This window comes from Pseudomonas sp. FP597 (assembly GCF_030687435.1).
GTDB lineage: Bacteria > Pseudomonadota > Gammaproteobacteria > Pseudomonadales > Pseudomonadaceae > Aquipseudomonas > Aquipseudomonas lactucae.
The window spans coordinates 3,703,156-3,722,802 of sequence record NZ_CP117432.1 but is presented as its reverse complement, the minus strand read 5'-3'; the positions used below and the strand labels follow the sequence as shown (position 1 = coordinate 3,722,802).

The following is a 19,647-nucleotide window of genomic DNA, read 5'->3' as shown; positions in this document are numbered from 1 at the left end:
ATGACCCGTTACCAAAGCCTGTTCGAGCGACTCGAAGGCCCGGCAAAAACCTCGGCATGTGGCGCGACGTCCGTTGCGGCTCATCTGGGGAAAATGCTCAGTATCCGTGCAGGCAGCGTGCAGACGCTGCCCGACTACGGCTTGCCCGATTTCAATGACATGAACCGCAGCCTGCACGAATCATTGAGCCAGTCGCGGCTGCTGATCGAGCGCTTTATCCGCGCGTACGAGCCGCGCTTGAAGCACGTTCGGGTGAGGGCATTGCCCCGTGACCACGATGCACTGGCCCTCGCGTTTGCCATCGAAGCCACCTTGTGCCTCGACGGTGTCACGCAGCCTGTGCTGTTCACTGCGCGCCTGCGTGACGCGGGGCAGGTCGAGGTCTTGCCGGATGTCTCTTAGCCCTTACTACCAACGCGAGCTCAGCGCGTTGCGACAGCTCGGACGACGCTTTTCCGAGCGTAATCCAGCGCTCGCGCCGTTTCTTGCGCAAGCCGGCCAGGATCCGGATGTGGAGCGCTTGCTCGAAGGCTTTGCGTTTCTCACCGGTCGCCTGCGCCAGAAGCTGGACGATGAGTTGCCCGAACTGACTCACGCCTTGATGCATTTGCTGTGGCCCAACTATATGCGGCCGATGCCGGCGTTCAGCATCCTGCAGTTTGATTCGTTGAAGCATGCAGGCCCCGGCGTGATGGTCGCACGGGACACACCCGTCGAAAGCGCGGCGGTCAATGGCGAGCGCTGCCGCTTTCGAACCTGTTACGCCACACAGGTCTTGCCGCTGCAACTGAGCGCATTGGAATACGCCGTCCAGGGCGAACGCGCGCTGTTGAGTCTGCGGCTGGAACTGAGTGCCGAGGGCAATTTCAGTGAGTGCGCTTTCGATCAATTGCGCCTGCACCTTACGGGCGATCGCTATATCAGCCAGGGTTTGTACCTGAGCCTGTTGCGCCAACTGGAAGGCATCGTGCTGCTGCCGTTCGACCGCGAGGGTCGTGCGGTCAATGATGCACACGGCCAGGCTCTGGTGTTGCGGCTTGGTGCCGACCAGGTGCAGCCAGTGGGGTTTGCCGAGGATCAGGCACTGATTCCCTATCCGCGCAATACCTTTGGTGGTTATCGCCATCTGCAAGAATACTTCGCCTTTGCGGACAAGTACCTGTTTGTCGATGTGCTGGGCCTGGACGTTCTGCAGCGGCTGCCTCATGAGGTGCTCAGGCAGGTCTGCGGCATGACCTTGTGCTTCGAGCTGCGCACCCCGTGCCAGGACGCCCAGCGCCCGACCTTGGATAACGTGAAGTTGCACTGCACGCCCATCGTCAACCTGTTCAAACACGATGCGGTGCCGATTCGCCTGGATGGCAAGCAGGATGAGTACCTGCTTATTCCGGATGAGTACTCACGGGGAAACGCTTGTGTATTTTCCGTCGACGAGGTTACAGGGTGGCGTCCTGGCGGCCTGGGGCACCAGATGTACGTGCCGTTTGAATCCTTTGAGCATGACCGTGGTGACGGTGCATCGGCAGGCTCCCCCAGCTATAGCATTCGCCAGCGCACCTCGGCCCATCACGAAGGCCTCGACACCTGGCTGGCCTTTGGTGGTGGTCAGGGCCATGGCCAGGAAACACTGTCGATCGAGCTGACGTGCACGAACCACAACCTGCCTCGGCAACTCCAGGCGGGCGATATCAACCAGGCGTGCGAACACACGCCCCAGGGCTTGTCGTTTCGCAATATCTGCGCACCGACCGCCAGTTTTGCGCCACCCCTGGATCAGGATTTTCTCTGGCGGCTCATCAGTAACATGTCGCTCAACTACCTGTCGCTGAGCGATATCAATGCGCTGAAGCTGATTCTCGAAACCTACGACCTGCCGCGTTATCACGACCGGCAAGCGCAGAAGGTCAGCCAAAGAAAGCTCGGTGCACTGCAATCGATCAGTCATACCGCCGTCGACCGCCTGCACCGTGGCATGCCCTTTCGAGGCGTGCGGATCGACCTGGCCATCGACGCCCAGGGCTTCCTGGGCCAGGGTGAAGTGTTTGTGTTCGCGTCGGTACTCAACGAGTTCTTTGCGCTGTACGCCAGCCTGAATGCCTACCACGAACTGCAAGTCATCAGCACACAAGGAGACGTGTACCTATGGCCACCTCGGATGGGCCTGCAACCCCTGCTTTGACCGAACTGTCGCGCATCATCCGCGAGTACTCGCTGTTCCAGGCAATTTTGCAGGTGATCGAACGCCTGCGCGATGCCCATCCGTTGCTGGATGACAATGCGCTGTATGACCGGTTGGAGTTTCAAGCCAATCCGGGGCTTGGGTTTCCCGGCCACGACATTGATCGGCTGGAGTTTTTTGTCGAGCACGGCCAATTGCGTGCTCGCCTTCGCCTGAACGTACTGGGCCTGTGCGGTGCGGCCTCGCCATTGCCGGCCTTTTACGGCGAGCAGGCGTTTGCCGATGGTGCGCAGGGGAACGCGACCCGGGATTTCCTGGACCTGTTTCACCATCGTTTGCAGCGATTGATGTTGCCAATCTGGCGCAAATACCGCTACCGGGCATGTTTTCAGGCCGGGGCGCGGGACGCGTTTTCCGAGCAGATGTTTGCACTGATTGGTTTGCGCGGGAGGCAGATCCGTGGTGCTGCGCAATTGGACTGCAGACGGCTGTTGCCCTATTTGGGATTGCTTGGCCTGCGGGCGCATTCGGCAGCCTTGATCGAGACCGTGCTGCGGTACTACTTCAAACACAACCGCTTGTTTATCGAGCAATGGGTCGAGCGTTCGGTGGTCATCGCCTGCTCACAGCGAAACCGGTTGGGGAAGGCCAATAGCGTGCTGGGCCAGGACCAGGTGCTGGGAAGCCGGGTTGCCGACTGCGGTGGCAAATTCAGGGTGCACCTGGAGGGCCTGGACTGGCAGCGCTTTCATGGTTTCTTGCCCACCGGCCCCGACTACCCACTGCTGTGTTCGTTGGTGCGACTGACGGCGCGGGACCCGCTGGAATATGACCTGCGGCTGGTCTTGGCCAAAGAGCACATGCGGCCGCTGCACCTGGGTGAACACAACATCTGCCGACTGGGCTGGACCAGTTGGCTGGCACACGAATGCGCCGACGGCGTGGTCATCGTGGCCGGCAATGCGCATTAGGAACCATTGATCATGATGAATGTAGACCTGCAACAACTGATACAAACGTTGACTCCCCAGGCACGTCGAGACCTTGAACGCTCGGCTGAACGTTGCGTGACACGCGGTGGCAGGGAAGTTCTGGTTGAAGACCTTCTACTGATCCTGCTGGAGCATCGTGATGGCCTGTTAGCGCGGGCGCTGGCTGACGCCGGGCTTGAGGTCGGCGAGCTGGAAGCGATACTGCAACCCAAGGGCGAGGCGAGTGCTTCGCGCAATCCGGTGTTCGCCCAGCCCCTCGTGCAATGGCTGCAACAGGCATTGATGGTTGCCCACCTGGAGTTGCGCCAAACCGATGTTGATCACGGTGCGCTGTTACTGGCGTTGCTGCGTCACCCGCAGCAGCATGCAGGCAGTGGTTATCAACAGTGGTTAAGTCGCCTCGATGCACAGCGCGTGCTCGGTTTTGTGCTGAGCCAGGCGGCGCAAACCGTCTCGGCAGCGAGCAGTGAATCATTGTTGGCGCGGTTTACCCACGACCTCACACATCAGGCGCAAGAGGGGCGTATCGATCCCGTGTTATGTCGCGATAGCGAGATTGACCAGTTGATCGACATTCTGGTTCGCCGACGCAAAAACAACCCGATCCTTGTTGGCGAAGCCGGAGTGGGCAAAACCGCCGTGGTCGAGGGCCTGGTCCTGCGCATTACCCGGTCGCAGGTGCCGGAGCCTCTTAGAAATGTGCGAATACTCACCCTCGATATGGGATTACTGCAAGCCGGCGCCAGTATCAAGGGTGAATTCGAACGGCGCTTAAAGGGTGTTATCGATGAGGTCAATGCCTCGCCCCAGCGTGTCATCCTGTTTATCGACGAAGCCCACACCCTGGTGGGGGCGGGGGGCCAGGCGGGTGGCTCCGATGCCGCCAACCTGCTCAAGCCGGCCCTGGCCCGCGGCGAGCTACGGACCATCGCCGCCACAACCTGGTCGGAGTACAAAAAGTACTTTGAAAAAGACCCGGCATTGGTTCGGCGTTTCCAGCCTGTGCGGGTGGACGAACCCAGCGTTGAACAGGCGGTTTCGATTCTGCGCGGGCTGGTCTCGGTGTACGAATCCAGCCATGGCGTGTACGTGCGCGACGATGCCGTCGTTGCCGCCGCGCATATGAGCGCCCGTTACCTGGCCGGGCGCCAGTTGCCCGACAAGGCAGTGGACGTTCTGGATACCGCCTGCGCTCGCGTGCGTATCCGTCGCGAAGCGTTGCCCGAAGCCTTGCAGCGCCTGGACGTTGAGCAGACCGAGGGCGTTCGGCGCTCCCAGGCACTGGCCCGGGATTGCGATGCCGGGTTTGCGGTGGATGAGCAAGCTCTGCACGCGTTGAATCTGCGTCTGGAGGCTGTCGAGTGTGAACGCCAACGGCTGATCACGCTGCACGGCGCGCAACCGGTGATCAATCTTGAGGTGTGTCCGCGCGGGGTGGCCCAGGTCATCAGCGCCTGGACCGGTATCCCCGTTGAGCAGCTGTCCCTTGAACACAATGAAAGGGTACTGGGGTTTGCCGACGCGTTGCGCGCGCGCGTTCTCGGCCAGGAGCAAGCCGTGCAGGCGCTTGATCGCAGTCTGCGCGCCGTGGCTGCCGGGCTTCACAAGGCCGATGCCCCCCTCGGCGTATTCCTGCTGGTGGGGCCCAGTGGGGTGGGCAAGACCGAGACAGCCATGGCACTGGGTGACCTGATGTACGGCGGCGAGCGCTTCGTTACCACGCTCAATATGTCTGAGTTTCAGGAAAAGCACTCCCTGTCGCGATTGATCGGTGCCCCGCCGGGTTATGTCGGGTATGGCGAAGGCGGTGTGCTGACCGAGGCCGTGCGCCAGCGTCCCTATTCGGTGGTGCTGCTCGACGAAGTCGAAAAAGCCGACCCCGAGGTACTCAACCTGTTCTATCAGATCTTCGACAAGGGGCGGGCCAATGACGGTGAAGGGCGGGAAATCGACTTTCGCAACACGCTGATTTTGATGACCTCCAACTTGGGCAGCGATCGCATCGTCGAGGTATGCGCCGGTGGTTCGCACCCGGATGCACAGGCAGTGCAGGAAGCGATTCGTCCGCTGCTGCGCGATTATTTCAAGCCTGCGTTGCTGGCGCGTATGTGTGTGGTGCCCTATTACCCGGTGGTGGGCGAAGTCTTGCACGACCTGACGAGGCTCAAGCTGGACCGTCTGGGGCAGCGGCTGCAGTCACGCAACCTGGCCTTCAGTTATAGCGCCGAACTGGTCACGCACATGGCCGAGCGCTGTACCCACAGCGACAGCGGGGCGCGCTATATCGACCACTGGATCGAAGCCTGTCTGTTGCCGCAGATCGTCGATCGACTGCTGGGCGCCATGGCCGTCGGTGAAAGCCTGTCACGTGCATATGCTGGCCTCGATGGCAATGGGCAACCGGCTTGCGAGATCAGCCAATGACGCAGAGCCTGTTGACACTCTTGCCTCATTCCCTGGCTTACGCCGAAGCGCTGCTGGGATGGTTCGTTCGCCTGGGCATCGATGGCGACGAGACGAGCTTGCCCGACCTGTGTGTGGCGGCGGTCGCACAACTGAGCCAGTGCGAACTCAGCCAGCTGTATTGGCGCGACGGAGCAACAGGTCGGCTCGACTTGATTGCCCAGCATTGGCCCGGCGCATTGCCACTGGGCGAGGTGGCGCGTGGCCCTGACTTTCAACATGAACAGGTGCTGCAGTATGTCGTGGATCAGCGTTGCTCCCTGGCGCTCAACGATCCGGCCAACAGCCTGTTCCAGTGCGGGTTCCTGCCGGCAACGGCAACGCCCTGGCGTTCAATATCGTGCATGCCCCTGTTCGATCGGCGCAAAACCGTTGCGGGTGTGCTGCTGTGCGCCAGCCAGCGCACGGCGGCGTTGCAGGACTATTCGCCGTCCTTGAGCCAACTGGGCAGCTTCACCCTGAGTCAACTGGAACGACTGCGGCGTGTGCGTCCTGTCTGCAACGATGCTGCGGCCAAGACCTCTGCGTCGATAGCCTGTGCCGCCCATGGGCTGATCGGTAACAGCCCACGCATGGATGAAACCTGCCGGTTGATCGGCAAGGTTCTGAATACCGCCTACACCGTGTTGCTGCGCGGGGAGACCGGAACCGGTAAAGAGGTGGTGGCGCGGGCTATTCACAGCGCAGGGCCACGCAGTGGCAAGGCGTTTGTGGTGCAGAACTGTGCCGCCTTCCCCGAAGGTTTGCTGGAAAGTGAATTGTTCGGCTATCGCAAAGGTGCCTTCACCGGTGCGGAGCGTCACCACACGGGGCTGTTTGACGCCGCTGACGGCGGCACGCTGTTGCTGGATGAAATCGGCGATATGCCGCTGTCACTGCAGGCCAAGCTGCTGCGGGTTTTGCAGGAGGGCGAAATTCGTCCATTGGGCGCCAGCACGGCGCACAAGGTCGATGTGCGCATTATCGCGGCGACCCACCGCGACCTCGCCGCGATGGTGGCCGACGGCAGTTTTCGCGAGGACCTTTACTACCGCCTGGCACAGTTTCCCATCGAGCTACCGGCCTTGCGTGAACGGGACGGCGACGTATTGCTGCTGGCCCGGGACTTTGCGCACAAGGCCTGTGCAGCGCTGGGCCGCACGCCGGTGGAGTGGTCGAGTTCGGCCCTGGACCAGCTGTCGAACCATGCGTTTCCCGGCAATGTCCGTGAACTCAAATGCCTGGTGGAACGCGCGGTACTGCTCTGTGACGACGCGGTGATCCTGCCGGCGCACTTGTCCCTGTCGTCAGTACCGACCGGGGCGCCCGCCGACGCCACGTTGCGCCAGCGCCTGGAGCGGGTGGAGCGGGTTTTCCTGATCGATTGCCTGCACAAGAACCGTGGCAACCGCACCCGCACCGCCCGTGAGCTGGGCGTTGCGCGGCGCACGCTGTTGTACCGCCTTGCACGTTTGAACATCCCCTGTGGCGACGTCCGAGGGGAATGCTGAATGACGCACCGGTGGATTCGATGCCGCTTCGCCGACCTGACTTTCCTGGGAGATACCTGATGCCTCTGCGTCCATGGCAAGCCGTTGCGCTTGTGTTGTGTTTGTTGGGCGGTTGTAACGCCAATTACGTTTTTGATGACGCCGACTACCGTCCGCTGGGTGATCCCCAGGCGTCCCGTCGCGGCCAATGAACAAGGGGACTCTGTCATGCAATTAGTATTCGAGGTCTGCGATACCGCGAGCGGCGAGCCGCCGGCCAGCAAGGTATTTGATGGGGTTGGCGGCGTGATTGGCCGCGGAGCGGGCTGTGACTGGACACTGCTGGATGCCAGCCGTTCGCTCTCCAGCCATCATGGCTTGGTCAGCTACCGGGAGGGTCAGTATTACCTCACAGACATCAGCAGCAACGGTATTGGCGTTTCGGGCGGTACGGAGCGTTTGCTCAAGGGCCGGGCACGCTTGATCGCTGAAGGTGAAATCTATCAACTGGGGCCGGTGGATATTCGCGCACGGCTGGTGGCGCGTGGGGCTGCGCCTGATCGGCCAACGCTGGCGCGGGCCGATACGATTCCTGATGATGCTTTCCTGGGTTTGGATCCCGTGCATGCGCTAGACCATGAACGGCCGTACGCCGATTCGTCCGAGGACCTCGATGCGTTGCAAACCCCGGCGCAAATGCCGATCTGCGAACTCGCGCAGGGGGCTGTAGAGCGGGATCACCTGATCGTGCCGAGATGGGCCGAGCCAGAGGGCACTGACGCGCCCCCTCAACCGCCCACAGTGCCGATCCCGCAAGCCTTCTGGTCGCAATTCGGCGACGCCCTGGGCGTGCGTGTGGATGCGCTCGATACCCCTGGGCGCGAGGCCCTGGCGCTCAAGGTGGCGGGCCTGTTCAAGCAAACAATCGACGGCGTGCGGCAGAGCCTGCGAACGCGCGATGAGCTGAACATGGAATTGAACCTGAGCGGTGCCACCCCCACGCTCAGCCGCCGTAACCCCTTGAGAGAGTGCGCCGACACTCAGGCCGCCCTGACGGTGTTGCTGGGCACCGCGGAGCTCGATCAACTGCCGGCCGAGTTGGCGATCAGCCAGGCCAACCGGGAGATTCAGGTCCATCAACTGGCGTTGGTCGTGGCTTGTCGCGCCAGTTTGCGCGCGGCAGTGGCAGCGTTCGCACCGGGCCATCTGTTGCTGTGTTTCGAACGCGAGGACAGCCCGCCGAGATTTTCCACGGACGGTGCCTATTGGCGGGCTTACCAACGCCATTACCGGCGGATGGTCGACGGGCCTGGCCTGGACGATCACCTGTTGCGCAACGATTTTTCCAAGGCCTACGCAGAGCAGGTACGCCTGGTCTCCACCTTGCATTCGGCCTATCCGGGATGACAGCCATGTATCGAGTCACCGTTGTATCACTGCTGGTCGCGCTGGGCCTGTTGGCCGGTTGCAGCAGCCTGTCACCGTTTTCAACCTTGACCAAACTGGACCTGACATTGACCGCCAGCGAAACCGTCAACCCCGACCTGCACGGGCGTCCCTCTCCCGTGGTTGTGCACCTGATCGAGTTGCGCCACCCGGTTGCATTCGAGAACGCCGATTTCTTCAGCCTCTATGGTCGGGCCGAACAGGTACTGCCCAAGGATTGGGTCGGCAGCGAAGAACTGGAACTGCGCCCTGGTGAACAACTGGCGCTCAAGCTCAGCGTTGAACCGCACAGCCGCTATATCGGCGTGCTGGCAGCCTATCGGGACTTGCCCCATGTGCAGTGGCGGCTGGTGCTGCCAGTGACCCGACAGCAACTGACGCGTGCCGACCTGCTATTCGATGAGTCGGGTATCCGCGCCACCGACCGTCAAACCCGCAACCGGGAGGATCGAGATGCCGGTTCATAAAGTCGTCTGGCAAGAAGGCATGTTGCTGCGACCCCAGCACCTGCAGCATAACGATCGTTATTACCACCAGCAGCTCAACCGCACACGCTTGCTGGGTAGTGATGGTTGGGGGTTCCTGGGCCTGGACGTCGACGTGCAATACCTCAATATGGGCAAAGTGGTGGTCAACCAGGCCAGTGGGGTGTTTCCCGACGGAAGCCTGTTCGAGCTCGACAGCACGATGCCGCCGCTGGTGTTGCAGGTGCCGGCCGACGTTGACGGACAAGCCGTGTACCTGGCATTGCCGTTGGCCATCGGCAGTCAGGTCGAGGTGCGAACGCCGGCGCAAAACGATGTCCTGTCGCGGTACGTCAGCTGTGAGTCGCAGGTCATTGACTCCAATGCCGGCGTCGACGCCAGCTGCCGGATCAACTGCGCGCGCCCGGATCTGCGTCTGTTGTTGGGCGAGCAGCCCGGCGATGCGCTGCATGTGACGCTGCAGGTCGCACAGGTCCTGAATTCGACCCGTGAGGGGGGCGTGAAGCTTGACGCGGATTTTGTACCAACGTTCATCTACCTGCAACGTTCGGGGTATCTGTCATCGTGCGTCAAGGAAGTGATCAGCCTGCTGGCCAGCCGGGGGGATGCGATTGCTGCGCGTATCGAGGGCGGTGGCGGTGCGGCGGGGGCGCAGGTCGGCGAATTTCTCATGTTGCAAATGATCAACCGTAGCGAGTTGGTATTGCGTCATTACCTGGACCAGGGCCAGGTGCGGCCGGAGGTGCTGTATCGGGCGTTGCTCTCGATACTGGGCGAGCTGTCCACCTTTGCCATTGAGAACAAGCGGGCGCAGGTGGACGTGCGCTACCGGCATGGCGATCAGGGCATGAGTTTTCGCGGGTTGATGGAGCGCCTTCGCACCGTACTGTCGTCTGTACTGGAGCAGCACGCGCTCGAACTGAGCTTGCAACCGCGTCAGTACGGGGTCCTGGTCTGCCCGGTGAGTGACCTCAAGTTGCTGGGCGCAGCCACCTTCATTCTCGCAGCAAGCGCCCAGTGTGATTCGGAGGCGCTGCGTCAGCGGCTGCCGGCGCACCTGAAGATCGGTCCTGTGGAGCGTATCCGCGAACTGGTCAACCTGCACCTTGCCGGCATCAAGGTCCGGCCACTGCCGGTGGCGCCGCGACAGATCCCGTTTCATGCCGGCAAGACGTATTTCATGCTTGAGCTCAGCGCCCGTGACATCACGCAATTGGAGCAATCGGGAGGGTTTGCCTTCCACGCCAGTGGCGAGTTTGTCGAGCTCGAACTCAATTTCTGGGCCATCAGGAACTGAACGCCATGACCATGGACAGCGAATACCCACTGGACGAGAAAACCGTGCTGCTGGACCGCGAAGGGCAGGGGCCGGCGCAGGGAGCGGTGACGGACTTTGCGTCACCGCCGCGCTTCGAACACCTGGAAGACCGGATGATCTATACCGCCGGGTTGCCGGCCGGGCAGCACTTCAATATAGGACCGAACAGCCTGGTCGACGCCGCCTGGGACCTGCTGTCACAGGTTGCCCAACTCAGGGCCAGCAGCCGAGAAAACCTGCAGACCCTCAACGATCGGCTGTCATTGGGCATCACGGCCTTCGAGACGCGAGCCTTGCACCAGGGAGCGGACCAGAGTCAGGTCATATCGGCGCGTTATGTGCTGTGCAGCGTCATTGACGAAGCGGTGGTCACCACCGCATGGGGGGGGCGCAGCGACTGGTCGAAGACGAGCCTGTTGAGCCGCTTCCACAACGAAACCTTCGGCGGCGAAAAGTGCTTCCAACTGTTGGAGCGTTTATCTCGCGACCCCGTCAAGCACCTGGCGATACTGGAGCTGATGTTCCTGTGCCTGTCGATGGGCTTCGAAGGTAAATACCGCGTCATGGAGAGGGGCGCGGAGCAGTTGGAGGCGGTGCGCGATGGCTTGTATCGACAGATCAGGCACTTTCGGGGGGATCGTCCGCTGGTGCAGCGGCCAGCGGTGGCCGCTCATCCGGTGGGCGCGCGGTTGCGCGTGATATCCGCCACTTGGATCGCGGTCGTCGCGTTCAGCGCGTTGCTGGCGATGCATTCGGGGTTTGCCTGGGTGCTGCTCAATGAGCGAAACACCGCACTCCAACTTTTTCAACCGGTGGCGCCGGATCAGACGCGGTCGCCCTTGTAACGCTGGGAGCTATGAATGAACGCATTCTTCAAGGGCGCGGGTACGGTGCTGCGCAAGGTCTGGGTCTGGAGCCTGTTGCTGCTGTTGGCCGGCGCGCTGCTGGTGTGGTTTGTCGGACCGTTGCTGGCGGTGGATGACCATCGTTTCTGGCAAGGTTCGACGGCTCGCCTGCTGACCATCTGCGGGTTGTGCCTGCTTTGGGGGCTGGCGATGGTCGTGGTGGGCGCTTCTCGCTCGGCAAGGCTCGACCCGCCTGAGCACCTGCAGCGCCATCAGCACCAGAGCCTGATCGCTGACGAGCGCAGGCAAGTGCGGGGACGCTTCAAGGCGCTGCAACACGCCCTTAAAACCACTCGACGCTATGGCGACCGCAGCGAACGTTGGCGCAACGATTTGCCCTGGTACCTGTTGATCGGTGCGCCGGGCAGCGGCAAGACCTGCCTGCTGGCGGCCTGCGGACTGCAACGGACGCTGGAGCGGGGCGAGGGCGCCACTGCCTGTTTTGACTGGCATATGGCCGACCAGGCGATACTGCTCGAAAGTGCCGGGCGCTACCTGACCCAACCGGATCCCTCGGTGGATGGGGCGGGATGGTCGGCGTTGCTGGACCTGCTCAAGGCGCGCAAGAGAACGCGCCCGCTCAACGGCGTCGTGGTGACGCTGGCGGTGGAGACCCTGCTCGGCAGCAACGAGCATGACCTGGACCTGCATGCGCGCCATGTGCGTACCCGCTTGCAGGATATCCAGCAGGCGCTGCATGTGGACGTGCCGGTTTATCTGGTGCTGACCCAGGCCGACCGGTTGCCGGGGTTCATCGAATTCTTTGATACGCCCCACGCAGATGTCGGCGAAGGTGTATTGGGTGAATGTATCGCGCCAGGCAATGCCGGCATCGACATTGTCCGGGTGCGAGAAGCGTTCGAGACGCTGCTGCAACGCCTGGGAGCAGAGCTGATCCCGCGTATGCACCAGGAGCGAAGTCTGGAATGTCGCGGCCGGATGCTGGATTTGCCTCGGCAGGTGGCGAGCATCGGTGAACGTTTGTGCCTGTTTGTGGAGTCTGCATTCTGTGCCCACCGCTTTGAGCGCATTAACGGCTTGCGCGGGTTTTACCTGACGTGCGCGGGAGGCGGTGGCAGGCGTGCGCATTTCGTCCAGGCGCTGTTCGACCAAGTGATTTTTGCCGAAGCCGAACTTGCCGGGTTACACAGGCCGGAACGGCAGCGTATTCGTCGCCGCCAGCGCTTGCTGGCGCTGGCCGCATCGCTGGTGCTGGCCGGCGCGGGGGTGATATGGACGCACAGCTACAGGGTCAACCACCAGCGCCTGGGCCAACTGGCGGACCTGAGCTTCGCCTCCGCGCTCGGTCAAGCGGATACGGACGATGGCCTGGCGCTGCTGCCGTTGCTGGACAGTCGGCTGGCGGCGACACAGGTGTTTCCAGCGTTGGCGGATGCCAGTCTGTTCGAGCGGGGCGGATTGTATCAAGGCGAGGCGAGCCGTTCACGGTTGACCAGTGCCTATGAAGACGCGTTGCGCCAGCGATTATTGCCCTGGGTGACCGCGCTGCTGGAGGAACAGGTGCGCACTCGTCTGGATGAGCGCGAGCAGTTGCTGGAAGCTCTGCGGGCCTACCTGATGCTCAACCTGCCCGAGCGCCGTGATAGCGCGTGGTTGGCGCAGCACTTGGCCGCTTACCTGTCTGTGCGTTATACCGGGGATGCGTCGGCGCAGAAACGCTTGAACGAACATGTCTCGCGGCTGCTGGCGCAACCCTTTGTGGCGCCCTTGAATGCGCAACGAGTGGCGCAGGCTCGTCAGCAATTGCGCGGCGAGTCGCTGGCGGACGTGGTCTACCGGGTGTTGCGTGAGCAATCGCGCAGTCTGGAACCCTATCGCCTGGCGCAGGGGCGAGGATTCGCCGCTGTCGATCAGCCCATACCCGGTTTCTACACCAAAAGGTACGTGCAGTATTTTGAAAAACAGGGGCCGCGCCTGGTCAATGCCATCGCCCAGGATAATTGGGTGCTGGGCGAGGCCGCCGACCTCAGCGCGCTGGGGCTGCGCCAATTGGTGCAAGCGCTGGAGCAGCGCTATTTCACCGACTACGCACATGCCTGGAGCGAAGCCATTGGCCGCATCCGCCTGCAACACAGTGAGAGCCTGCGCCAGCATGCCGAAGGGATTGCGAGCCTCACGTCAGCGCAGTCACCGCTGGTGGAGTTACTGCAACAGGTGCGCGAAAACACCCGTCTGCCCACGACAAGCGATCGTTTTGATGCGGTGACCCGGCAGGCGGGTGCGCTGGGCGTGGCGGCCCAGGAGGTCGGCTCCGCTGTGTTGTTCAACCCGTCGGCGGACCCGGCGACGCCAGACTCCGCTCGACGAGCGCTGCAGCGGCGCTTCGAGCCCTTGCACCTATTACTCGACGCTGAACAGAACCCCGGCGCGGACCTGATGCAGGCTCTGCGGCTACTCGATGAATGGCATCTGCAACTCGCGGCGCTCAACCGCGAGGGCGCGCCGGAGCAGGCGGGCTTCAAGATGGCCAAGCAACGCATGGAAGGGCAACTGCCACTGTTGGGTGATTTGCGCGATGCCGCCGCACGCTTGCCACTACCCCTCAAGGACTGGTTCGACGGCATTGCCGACGACAGCTGGCGGCTGTTGCTCGACGAGGCCTATGTCCATGTGAACCAGCGTTACCAAAGTGAGGTGTATGGCTTCTACGCCAAGGCTATTGCGCGTCGATATCCGTTCAACGCCCATGCCGGCAGTGACGTCGCCCTTGTTGATTTCCAGGAGTTCTTCAAACCCAGAGGCGGCATGGCGCGATTCTATGATAGTTACCTGCGTCCCTTCGTCAGTGCCGAAGGCAACCGTTATCGGCTACGCGCAATGGACGGTCGCAGCCTGCCGTTGTCGCGCTCGCTGCTGGACCAACTGGCGAAAGCCCAACTGATTCGGCAAGGTTTTTTTACAGAAGACCAAGGCGACTGGGCGGTGCGCTTTACGCTGGCGCCCTACAGCCTGGACCAGGCAGTCAGTCGGGCGCTGCTGAGCATCGGCGATCAACAGCTTGAGTACCGCCATGGCCCGATCGTGTCGACAGCATTCCAGTGGCCGGGCGATACGCACAATGGCCGCAGTAGCCTGGTATTGGAGCGCGGTGCGCAGCGGCCGTTGGGGATCGAAAAGAGCAACGGGCCCTGGTCGTTGTTCCGGTTCCTGGACTTGCTGCAAAGTGAGCCCGCCAATGGTCGCGACGCACAGCTGCTCAAGGCCGATCTCGGCGGTCTGCGCGCCAACTTCATGTTGGTCAGCCAACGCAATGCGAACCCTTTCCAGATGTCGGCCTGGCGTACGTTCCGCCTGCCGGAGCAGCTGTGAACCCGGCGCAAGACCGCTGGCGCAGCGCCGGGCGTACGTTGCAGGGCAAGGGGCGCGAGCGCAACGAGGACGCGTATCTTGACTGCCCCCAACGCGGTTGTTGGGTGGTCGCCGACGGCATGGGTGGCCACCGGGCTGGAGATTTGGCCAGCCAGTGGGTGGTCAGCGGCCTCGCCGCGTTACCCGACCAGGACGGTTTAGACCGCCGTATGCAAGCGGTGCGGCAGTGTCTGCGAGGGCTCGACAGTCGTTTAGGGCAGGCGGCGATGCACGCCACTGACGGCGCCGGCATCATGGGCAGCACCGTGGTCGTGCTGTTGCTGGAAGGTCAACGTGCCGCCTGCATCTGGGTAGGGGACAGCCGTTGCTATCTGTGGCGTGGGCAGCGCCTGTATCAGCTTTCGAGGGATCATTCCCTGCAGCAGCAATTGATGGACAAGCAGCGATTGAGCCAGCAGCAGGCCTGCGCCCATCCGAAAGCCAGGGCGTTGACGCGCGCCATTGGCGGCCGGCAGCCCGTCAGCCTGGAGGCACTCGAACTGACTACCCGGCCAGGTGACGTATTTCTGTTGTGCAGTGATGGCGTGTATCAGGGGCTCAGCCATGATGAGTTGGGGAACGCCTTGAATGCAGGTTCGCCACGGCAGGTGGTGGATCGGTTGTTCACCCAGGTGTTGCGAGGAGCGGCGCGGGATGACCTGACGGCGGTGGTAATGCAACCATGAGTGGGATCACTGCGGCATCGAACCTGCTCGCCGGCCGGTACCAGTTGGAACGCGTTTTGGGGACCGGTGGCATGGGCGTGGTCTATCGCGCCCGTGACCTGCTGCACGAGGCTTTCGGTGAACCCAACGCGTGGGTCGCGGTCAAGCTGTTGGGCGACACGCTCTGCGAGTCCGCCGACGGCCATGTATTGCTTTACAGCGAATTCTCCCTGGCGCGGGGCTTGCGGCATGACCATGTGGTACGGGTATTCGCCTTCGAGGTCGACACCACCCGCCAGGTTGCGTTTTTTACCATGGAGTTACTGCACGGCATGAGCCTGGACCGGTTGCTGCTGGAGTGTCCCGACGGCTTGCCCTGGCAGGAATTGCAGCCGGTGGCTGTGCAACTGCTGGATGCGCTTGCCTATGTCCACAGGCAAGGCGTGCTGCATGGCGATGTGAAACCTTCGAATATCATGGTGGGCGAGCAGGGCGTGCGTTTGTTCGATTTTGGCCTGGGCCACGCCCAGGCGCGACAGGCGGCCGGGTTGCCAGGTTTGAGTCGTAGTCGCTTGAACGCCTGGACCCCGGCGTACGCTGCACCGGAACTGCTGGCCGGTGGGGGCCTGTCCGCCACCGCCGACCTGTATGGCGCTGCCTGTGTGCTCTATGAGCTCGCCCACGGGCAGCGTCCCGGTGAGCGCCAGCCCGACAAACCCTTGCCCAGGCCTCGTCAGTTACCCCGGCATTGCTGGTCGGCCCTGCGCTCGGCGCTGGCCATGGACCCGAAGCACCGACGCGTCACGGTCGCCCAGTTACGCGAAGTGATGGCCGGACGACGGCGCCGGTGGTTTGTGTAGCGTGAGCATCAAACAGGCATCCCATGGAGTTGGCAGTATTCTGCCCAACTGAGGCCGGCCATTTGGGCCACTTCCTTGTGCACTTCCAGGCGTTGGGCTTCGAAGGCTTGGGTGGATTGCGCGGTCAGCTTGAGGGTCAACTCCCAGGCAAACAAACCTTCACGTTCCGCTTGCGCCTCGAAGGCTTCATGCAGACGCTCTGCGCGGTACTGCTCAATGGTTTCGCCCTTGGCCTGGGCGGCGAGGGGATTCAGGCTGTTCAGTTCGGCCGCGACGTCGGGATGCTGCACCAGGAATCGGTCCAGCGCGCGTTGATGGTTTTCACCGGGTTGTGACAAGGACATGCTCCAAATCAGAGGGGTAAATGATGCAGACAGTTTTCATTGAAGCAGATTCCACAATGGGACCGAATCAGACCCTTGATTTTTTTGTGAAGAAGCGCGGTTATCTATCGCTGTACATTCCATCCGGGCGCGTTGCAAAAGGCTTTCGCTCCCGGTGCCAGGACGTGTAGCGTTAGCCAGTGTTTGCGGCCCTGCCTTCCAGGGGCACAGTGCGATGGGCAGAGGGATGGGACATGGCGCAGCGGCTGTTCAAACTTTTCCTTACCCGGCGTCTGGCGGCGCTGGCCAGCGCCGACTCCTTGCGGGCGATTCGCGAAGGGCTGCTGTGGATCCTGCCATGCCTGCTGGTGTCGGCGGGCTTTCTGATCCTCTCTGAATGCGCTCGCATGCTGGGGTTCGAGCCAAAGGTGGTGAGCTTTCTGGCGGGGCTGCACAACCAGATCAGCTCAGTGATCCCTCTGCTGGTGGCGGCTTCCATCGGGTATATGTTGGCGATCCAACATCGACTGCCGCAGTTGCCGGTGGCGTTTCTATGCCTGGCCCATGTGGTGGTGGCTACGTTTATCCTGCGTGACTATCCGAGGGCGTCGGCCACGTTCGTGCTGTTTATCGCAATCGCGTCGCCTCTGTTGAACGTGCCGGCGATTGCCTGGTTGCACCGCTATCGCTGGACGCACCTGGTTCACGAGAACCTCGTGGGGCACAACCTCAAGGGCACGATCAATATGGTGGTGCCGGGTGTAATCACCGCTTTGGCGCTGGTGGTGCTGCTGTCCTTGCTGCTACAGGTGCCCTCTGTGGCGCAGTTGCAGGGCCCCCAGGTCCTGGATGCGCTGGAGACACCCTACGGCAGCGGCTTGTTTGTCACCCTGATGAACTCGCTGTTGTGGTTCTTCGGCATCCACGGTGCGTACGCCTTGCAACCGTTGTTCGATGCGCTGGACCAGGCGGTGGTGCTCAATGGCGCCGCGTTGGCGGCGGGTGAGCCGATCAGGTACATGCTCAACAGCGGTCTGCTGGGCAGCTTTGCCTTTATCGGTGGCTCTGGCGGCGCGTTGTGTCTGCTGGCGGCGATCCTGCTGTTTTCCAGAAGCCAGTCCATGCGCATGTTAGCGATGGCAAGTTTGCCGTTGTCGCTGTTCAACGTCAGTGAAGTCTTGTTGTTTGGCTTGCCAATCATTCTCAACCCACGCCTGTTCGTGCCTTTCCTGTTGGTGCCTGCCTTGAATACGCTGGTGGCGCTGACCGTGGTCCAGCTGGGCTGGGTGTCTGCGGCAGTGGTCAGCGTGCCGTTCACCGCGCCGGTGTTGCTCAATGCTTACCTCAGTACCCACGGTGACCTGGCGGCGGTCGTGCTGCAGGTGATGTTATTGGCGCTGGGTACCCTGGTGTACGCGCCGTATGTACGTGCGATTCATCGTGCATCCGCCGAAGGTGGCACGGTGTACCTCAAGTCCCTGGACATGACCTTTCGTGGCCTTGAAGAAAAAGGCCGATTGCGTGCGCTGGACCCGGTATTGGCATCCCACAAGATTCAGGCGCGCCAGGCGAGTGAATTGAGCCGTATCCAACAGATCAGCGACTATGAGTTCTACCTCGAATTCCAGCCCCAGGTATCGACCCGTACGGGCCTGTGCACCGGCTGCGAAGCGCTGATGCGCGCCCGTGATGCGCAGGGTGTGATGCATTCGCCGTGGGAGTTCCTGCAGTGGCTGGCCCAGGCACGGTTGATGCCGGACGTGGATGTTTGGGTGGCCTCCGAGGCGGTTCGTCAGTACCAGAAATGGCAAAAGCTCGGCTTCGCGCTGCCCATGACCATCAATATTTCCAGCGCCACCCTGACCGACGTGGTCTATGGCGATCGACTCGTGGAAATCCTCACCCAGGCTCATGGGCAGGTGTCGGTGGAAATCACTGAAGATGCGTTGGTGAGTGATATCCAGGCCACGCGCCGGACCATCCAGAAACTGCAGGCAATCGGGGCCAAGGTCTATCTGGATGACTTTGGCACCGGGTTTTCGGCATTGAGTTACCTGCACCAGTTCCCGGTGGATTTCATCAAGATCGACCGCAGTTTCGTGGTGGCCCAGCGTGACCCCAAGGGCGCCCAAGTGCTGACCGGCATGCTGCGCTTCTGCGAGGCGCTGAACCTGGGAGTGGTGGTCGAAGGCGTCGAAACCGCTGAGCAGTTGGCCTTCCTGAACACCGGCACCGAGTTGTTTATCCAGGGTTGGTATTTCAGCAAGGCGCTGCCAGGCGATCAGTTGGAGGGCTTTGTGCGCGCTCGCGCGGCCTTGGCGCAACGCTAAGTCGTTTCGTAGCCGCGCCGAGTCTGCTCGATCTCCTCGACCAACCTGTCGATACCCGCCAGGCGCGCGCGGTTGTCGTGGTCCCACGGGTGGAAACCCGGCTTGAAGTAGTGCAGCCATGGCCTAAGCATCCGTGGGAACACTCCCTTGGGGCCGTAAAGAAACTTCAGCATGCGCCAGAAACCTTTGAGATGTCCGCCCGACTTGCGGTCAGCAACCAACAGGCGCATGTGGAAATCCAGCACCACCAACCAGAAAAACGCCGTCGTAGTGAGCATGGCCCCGGTTCGCAGCAGATAGCGCATGGGGCCGGGCTTGATAACGCGGTTCCACACATCAAACGCCACAGCCTTGTGCTCGGTTTCTTCGAGGGCATGCCAATACCACATTTGCTGATAACCCTTGAGCGAATTGCCGAAGCGTGACGGGTCGCTCAGCAGGATCTCGGCCAGCATCGCCGTGTAGTGTTCAAGGGCAATGGTGATCGCCAGATTGAACGACGGTGCGACGTGTTTTTTTTGCAGGTCGAGGATGAATTTCAGTCGGCGATCCAGGGTGTGCGCCGGCAGGCCCGCCGCTTGGAGCAGGTCGTTGTAGGCTACGTGTTCACGGCTGTGCATGGCCTCCTGGCCGATGAAACCCTGGATTTGTTTTTTCAATTGCGGGTCGTCGATGCGCTGGCGATAGTGGCGCACGCTGTCCATGAAGAACAGTTCGCCCTGGGGAAACAGCAGCGACAAAGCGTTGAAAAAATGCGTGATGAACGGGCCCTGTTCGTGCCAGTTGGTGATGCGCTCGGCGGGCAGGGCAAAGCGGATATCGCGACGGATGGGTAGCATGGGG

Annotated in this window: 16 protein-coding genes; 14 read left to right on the top strand and 2 right to left on the bottom strand. The window is 61.8% G+C overall.

The genetic code is table 11. From position 1 onward, the window contains the following. From tssE to PSH66_RS16885, 13 genes are read left to right on the top strand one after another with little or no spacing between them, the layout of a single operon-like run. Positions 1 to 402, top strand: a complete 402-nt coding sequence (gene tssE, locus PSH66_RS16945) for a type VI secretion system baseplate subunit TssE (RefSeq protein ID WP_003174379.1) — start codon at positions 1 to 3, stop codon at positions 400 to 402. Then, positions 392 to 2,179, top strand: coding sequence for a type VI secretion system baseplate subunit TssF (gene tssF, locus PSH66_RS16940; protein ID WP_305427277.1), 1,788 nt, complete (start codon positions 392 to 394; stop codon positions 2,177 to 2,179). Before tssE ends, tssF begins: the two co-directional genes overlap by 11 nt. Then, positions 2,143 to 3,150, top strand: coding sequence for a type VI secretion system baseplate subunit TssG (gene tssG / locus PSH66_RS16935; protein WP_003174377.1), 1,008 nt, complete (start codon positions 2,143 to 2,145; stop codon positions 3,148 to 3,150). The genes tssF and tssG overlap by 37 nt, the downstream gene beginning before the upstream one ends. A 12-nt stretch (positions 3,151 to 3,162) precedes the next feature. After that, positions 3,163 to 5,595 (top strand): AAA family ATPase, encoded by a 2,433-nt coding sequence (locus PSH66_RS16930; RefSeq protein WP_305427276.1) that lies wholly within the window; start codon positions 3,163 to 3,165, stop codon positions 5,593 to 5,595. Further along, complete coding sequence (locus tag PSH66_RS16925) at positions 5,592 to 7,124, top strand: sigma-54-dependent Fis family transcriptional regulator (protein ID WP_305427275.1); 1,533 nt, start codon at positions 5,592 to 5,594, stop codon at positions 7,122 to 7,124. Before PSH66_RS16930 ends, PSH66_RS16925 begins: the two co-directional genes overlap by 4 nt. A 59-nt stretch (positions 7,125 to 7,183) precedes the next feature. Beyond that, a complete protein-coding gene (locus PSH66_RS16920) occupies positions 7,184 to 7,315 on the top strand; it encodes a hypothetical protein (protein WP_003174371.1) in 132 nt (43 codons plus the stop codon). A gap of 16 nt (positions 7,316 to 7,331) precedes the next feature. Continuing rightward, on the top strand, positions 7,332 to 8,510 hold the full coding sequence (tagH, locus tag PSH66_RS16915) for a type VI secretion system-associated FHA domain protein TagH (protein WP_305427274.1): 1,179 nt from the start codon (positions 7,332 to 7,334) through the stop codon (positions 8,508 to 8,510). 5 nt (positions 8,511 to 8,515) lie between these two features. Then, positions 8,516 to 9,016, top strand: coding sequence for a type VI secretion system lipoprotein TssJ (gene tssJ, locus PSH66_RS16910; protein ID WP_003174369.1), 501 nt, complete (start codon positions 8,516 to 8,518; stop codon positions 9,014 to 9,016). Further along, positions 9,003 to 10,331, top strand: coding sequence for a type VI secretion system baseplate subunit TssK (tssK, locus tag PSH66_RS16905; protein WP_305427273.1), 1,329 nt, complete (start codon positions 9,003 to 9,005; stop codon positions 10,329 to 10,331). Before tssJ ends, tssK begins: the two co-directional genes overlap by 14 nt. Before the next feature lie 5 nt (positions 10,332 to 10,336). After that, positions 10,337 to 11,197, top strand: a complete 861-nt coding sequence (gene icmH, locus PSH66_RS16900; protein WP_305427272.1) for a type IVB secretion system protein IcmH/DotU — start codon at positions 10,337 to 10,339, stop codon at positions 11,195 to 11,197. A 15-nt stretch (positions 11,198 to 11,212) separates the two neighbouring features. Next, on the top strand, positions 11,213 to 14,587 hold the full coding sequence (gene tssM, locus PSH66_RS16895) for a type VI secretion system membrane subunit TssM (protein WP_305427271.1): 3,375 nt from the start codon (positions 11,213 to 11,215) through the stop codon (positions 14,585 to 14,587). After that, positions 14,584 to 15,312 carry a PP2C family serine/threonine-protein phosphatase gene (locus PSH66_RS16890; RefSeq protein ID WP_305427270.1) on the top strand — a complete coding sequence of 243 codons (729 nt, stop codon included), beginning with the start codon at positions 14,584 to 14,586 and terminating at the stop codon, positions 15,310 to 15,312. Before tssM ends, PSH66_RS16890 begins: the two co-directional genes overlap by 4 nt. After that, positions 15,309 to 16,151: a serine/threonine-protein kinase gene (locus PSH66_RS16885; RefSeq protein ID WP_003174364.1), complete on the top strand. Its 843-nt coding sequence runs from the start codon at positions 15,309 to 15,311 to the stop codon at positions 16,149 to 16,151. Before PSH66_RS16890 ends, PSH66_RS16885 begins: the two co-directional genes overlap by 4 nt. 8 nt (positions 16,152 to 16,159) lie before the next feature. Here the strand turns inward: PSH66_RS16885 and PSH66_RS16880 are convergent, their stop codons facing one another. Continuing rightward, a complete protein-coding gene (locus tag PSH66_RS16880) occupies positions 16,160 to 16,489 on the bottom strand; it encodes a DUF6388 family protein (RefSeq protein WP_042945788.1) in 330 nt (109 codons plus the stop codon). A 239-nt stretch (positions 16,490 to 16,728) separates the two neighbouring features. Between PSH66_RS16880 and PSH66_RS16875 the strand changes: the two genes are divergently transcribed. After that, on the top strand, positions 16,729 to 18,804 hold the full coding sequence (locus tag PSH66_RS16875) for an EAL domain-containing protein (protein ID WP_305427269.1): 2,076 nt from the start codon (positions 16,729 to 16,731) through the stop codon (positions 18,802 to 18,804). Here PSH66_RS16875 and PSH66_RS16870 read toward each other — a convergent pair. Then, positions 18,801 to 19,643 carry a metal-dependent hydrolase gene (locus PSH66_RS16870; RefSeq protein ID WP_305427268.1) on the bottom strand — a complete coding sequence of 281 codons (843 nt, stop codon included), beginning with the start codon at positions 19,641 to 19,643 and terminating at the stop codon, positions 18,801 to 18,803. The two genes, PSH66_RS16875 and PSH66_RS16870, sit on opposite strands and share 4 nt — an antisense overlap. Between the last annotated feature and the right edge of the window lie 4 nt (positions 19,644 to 19,647).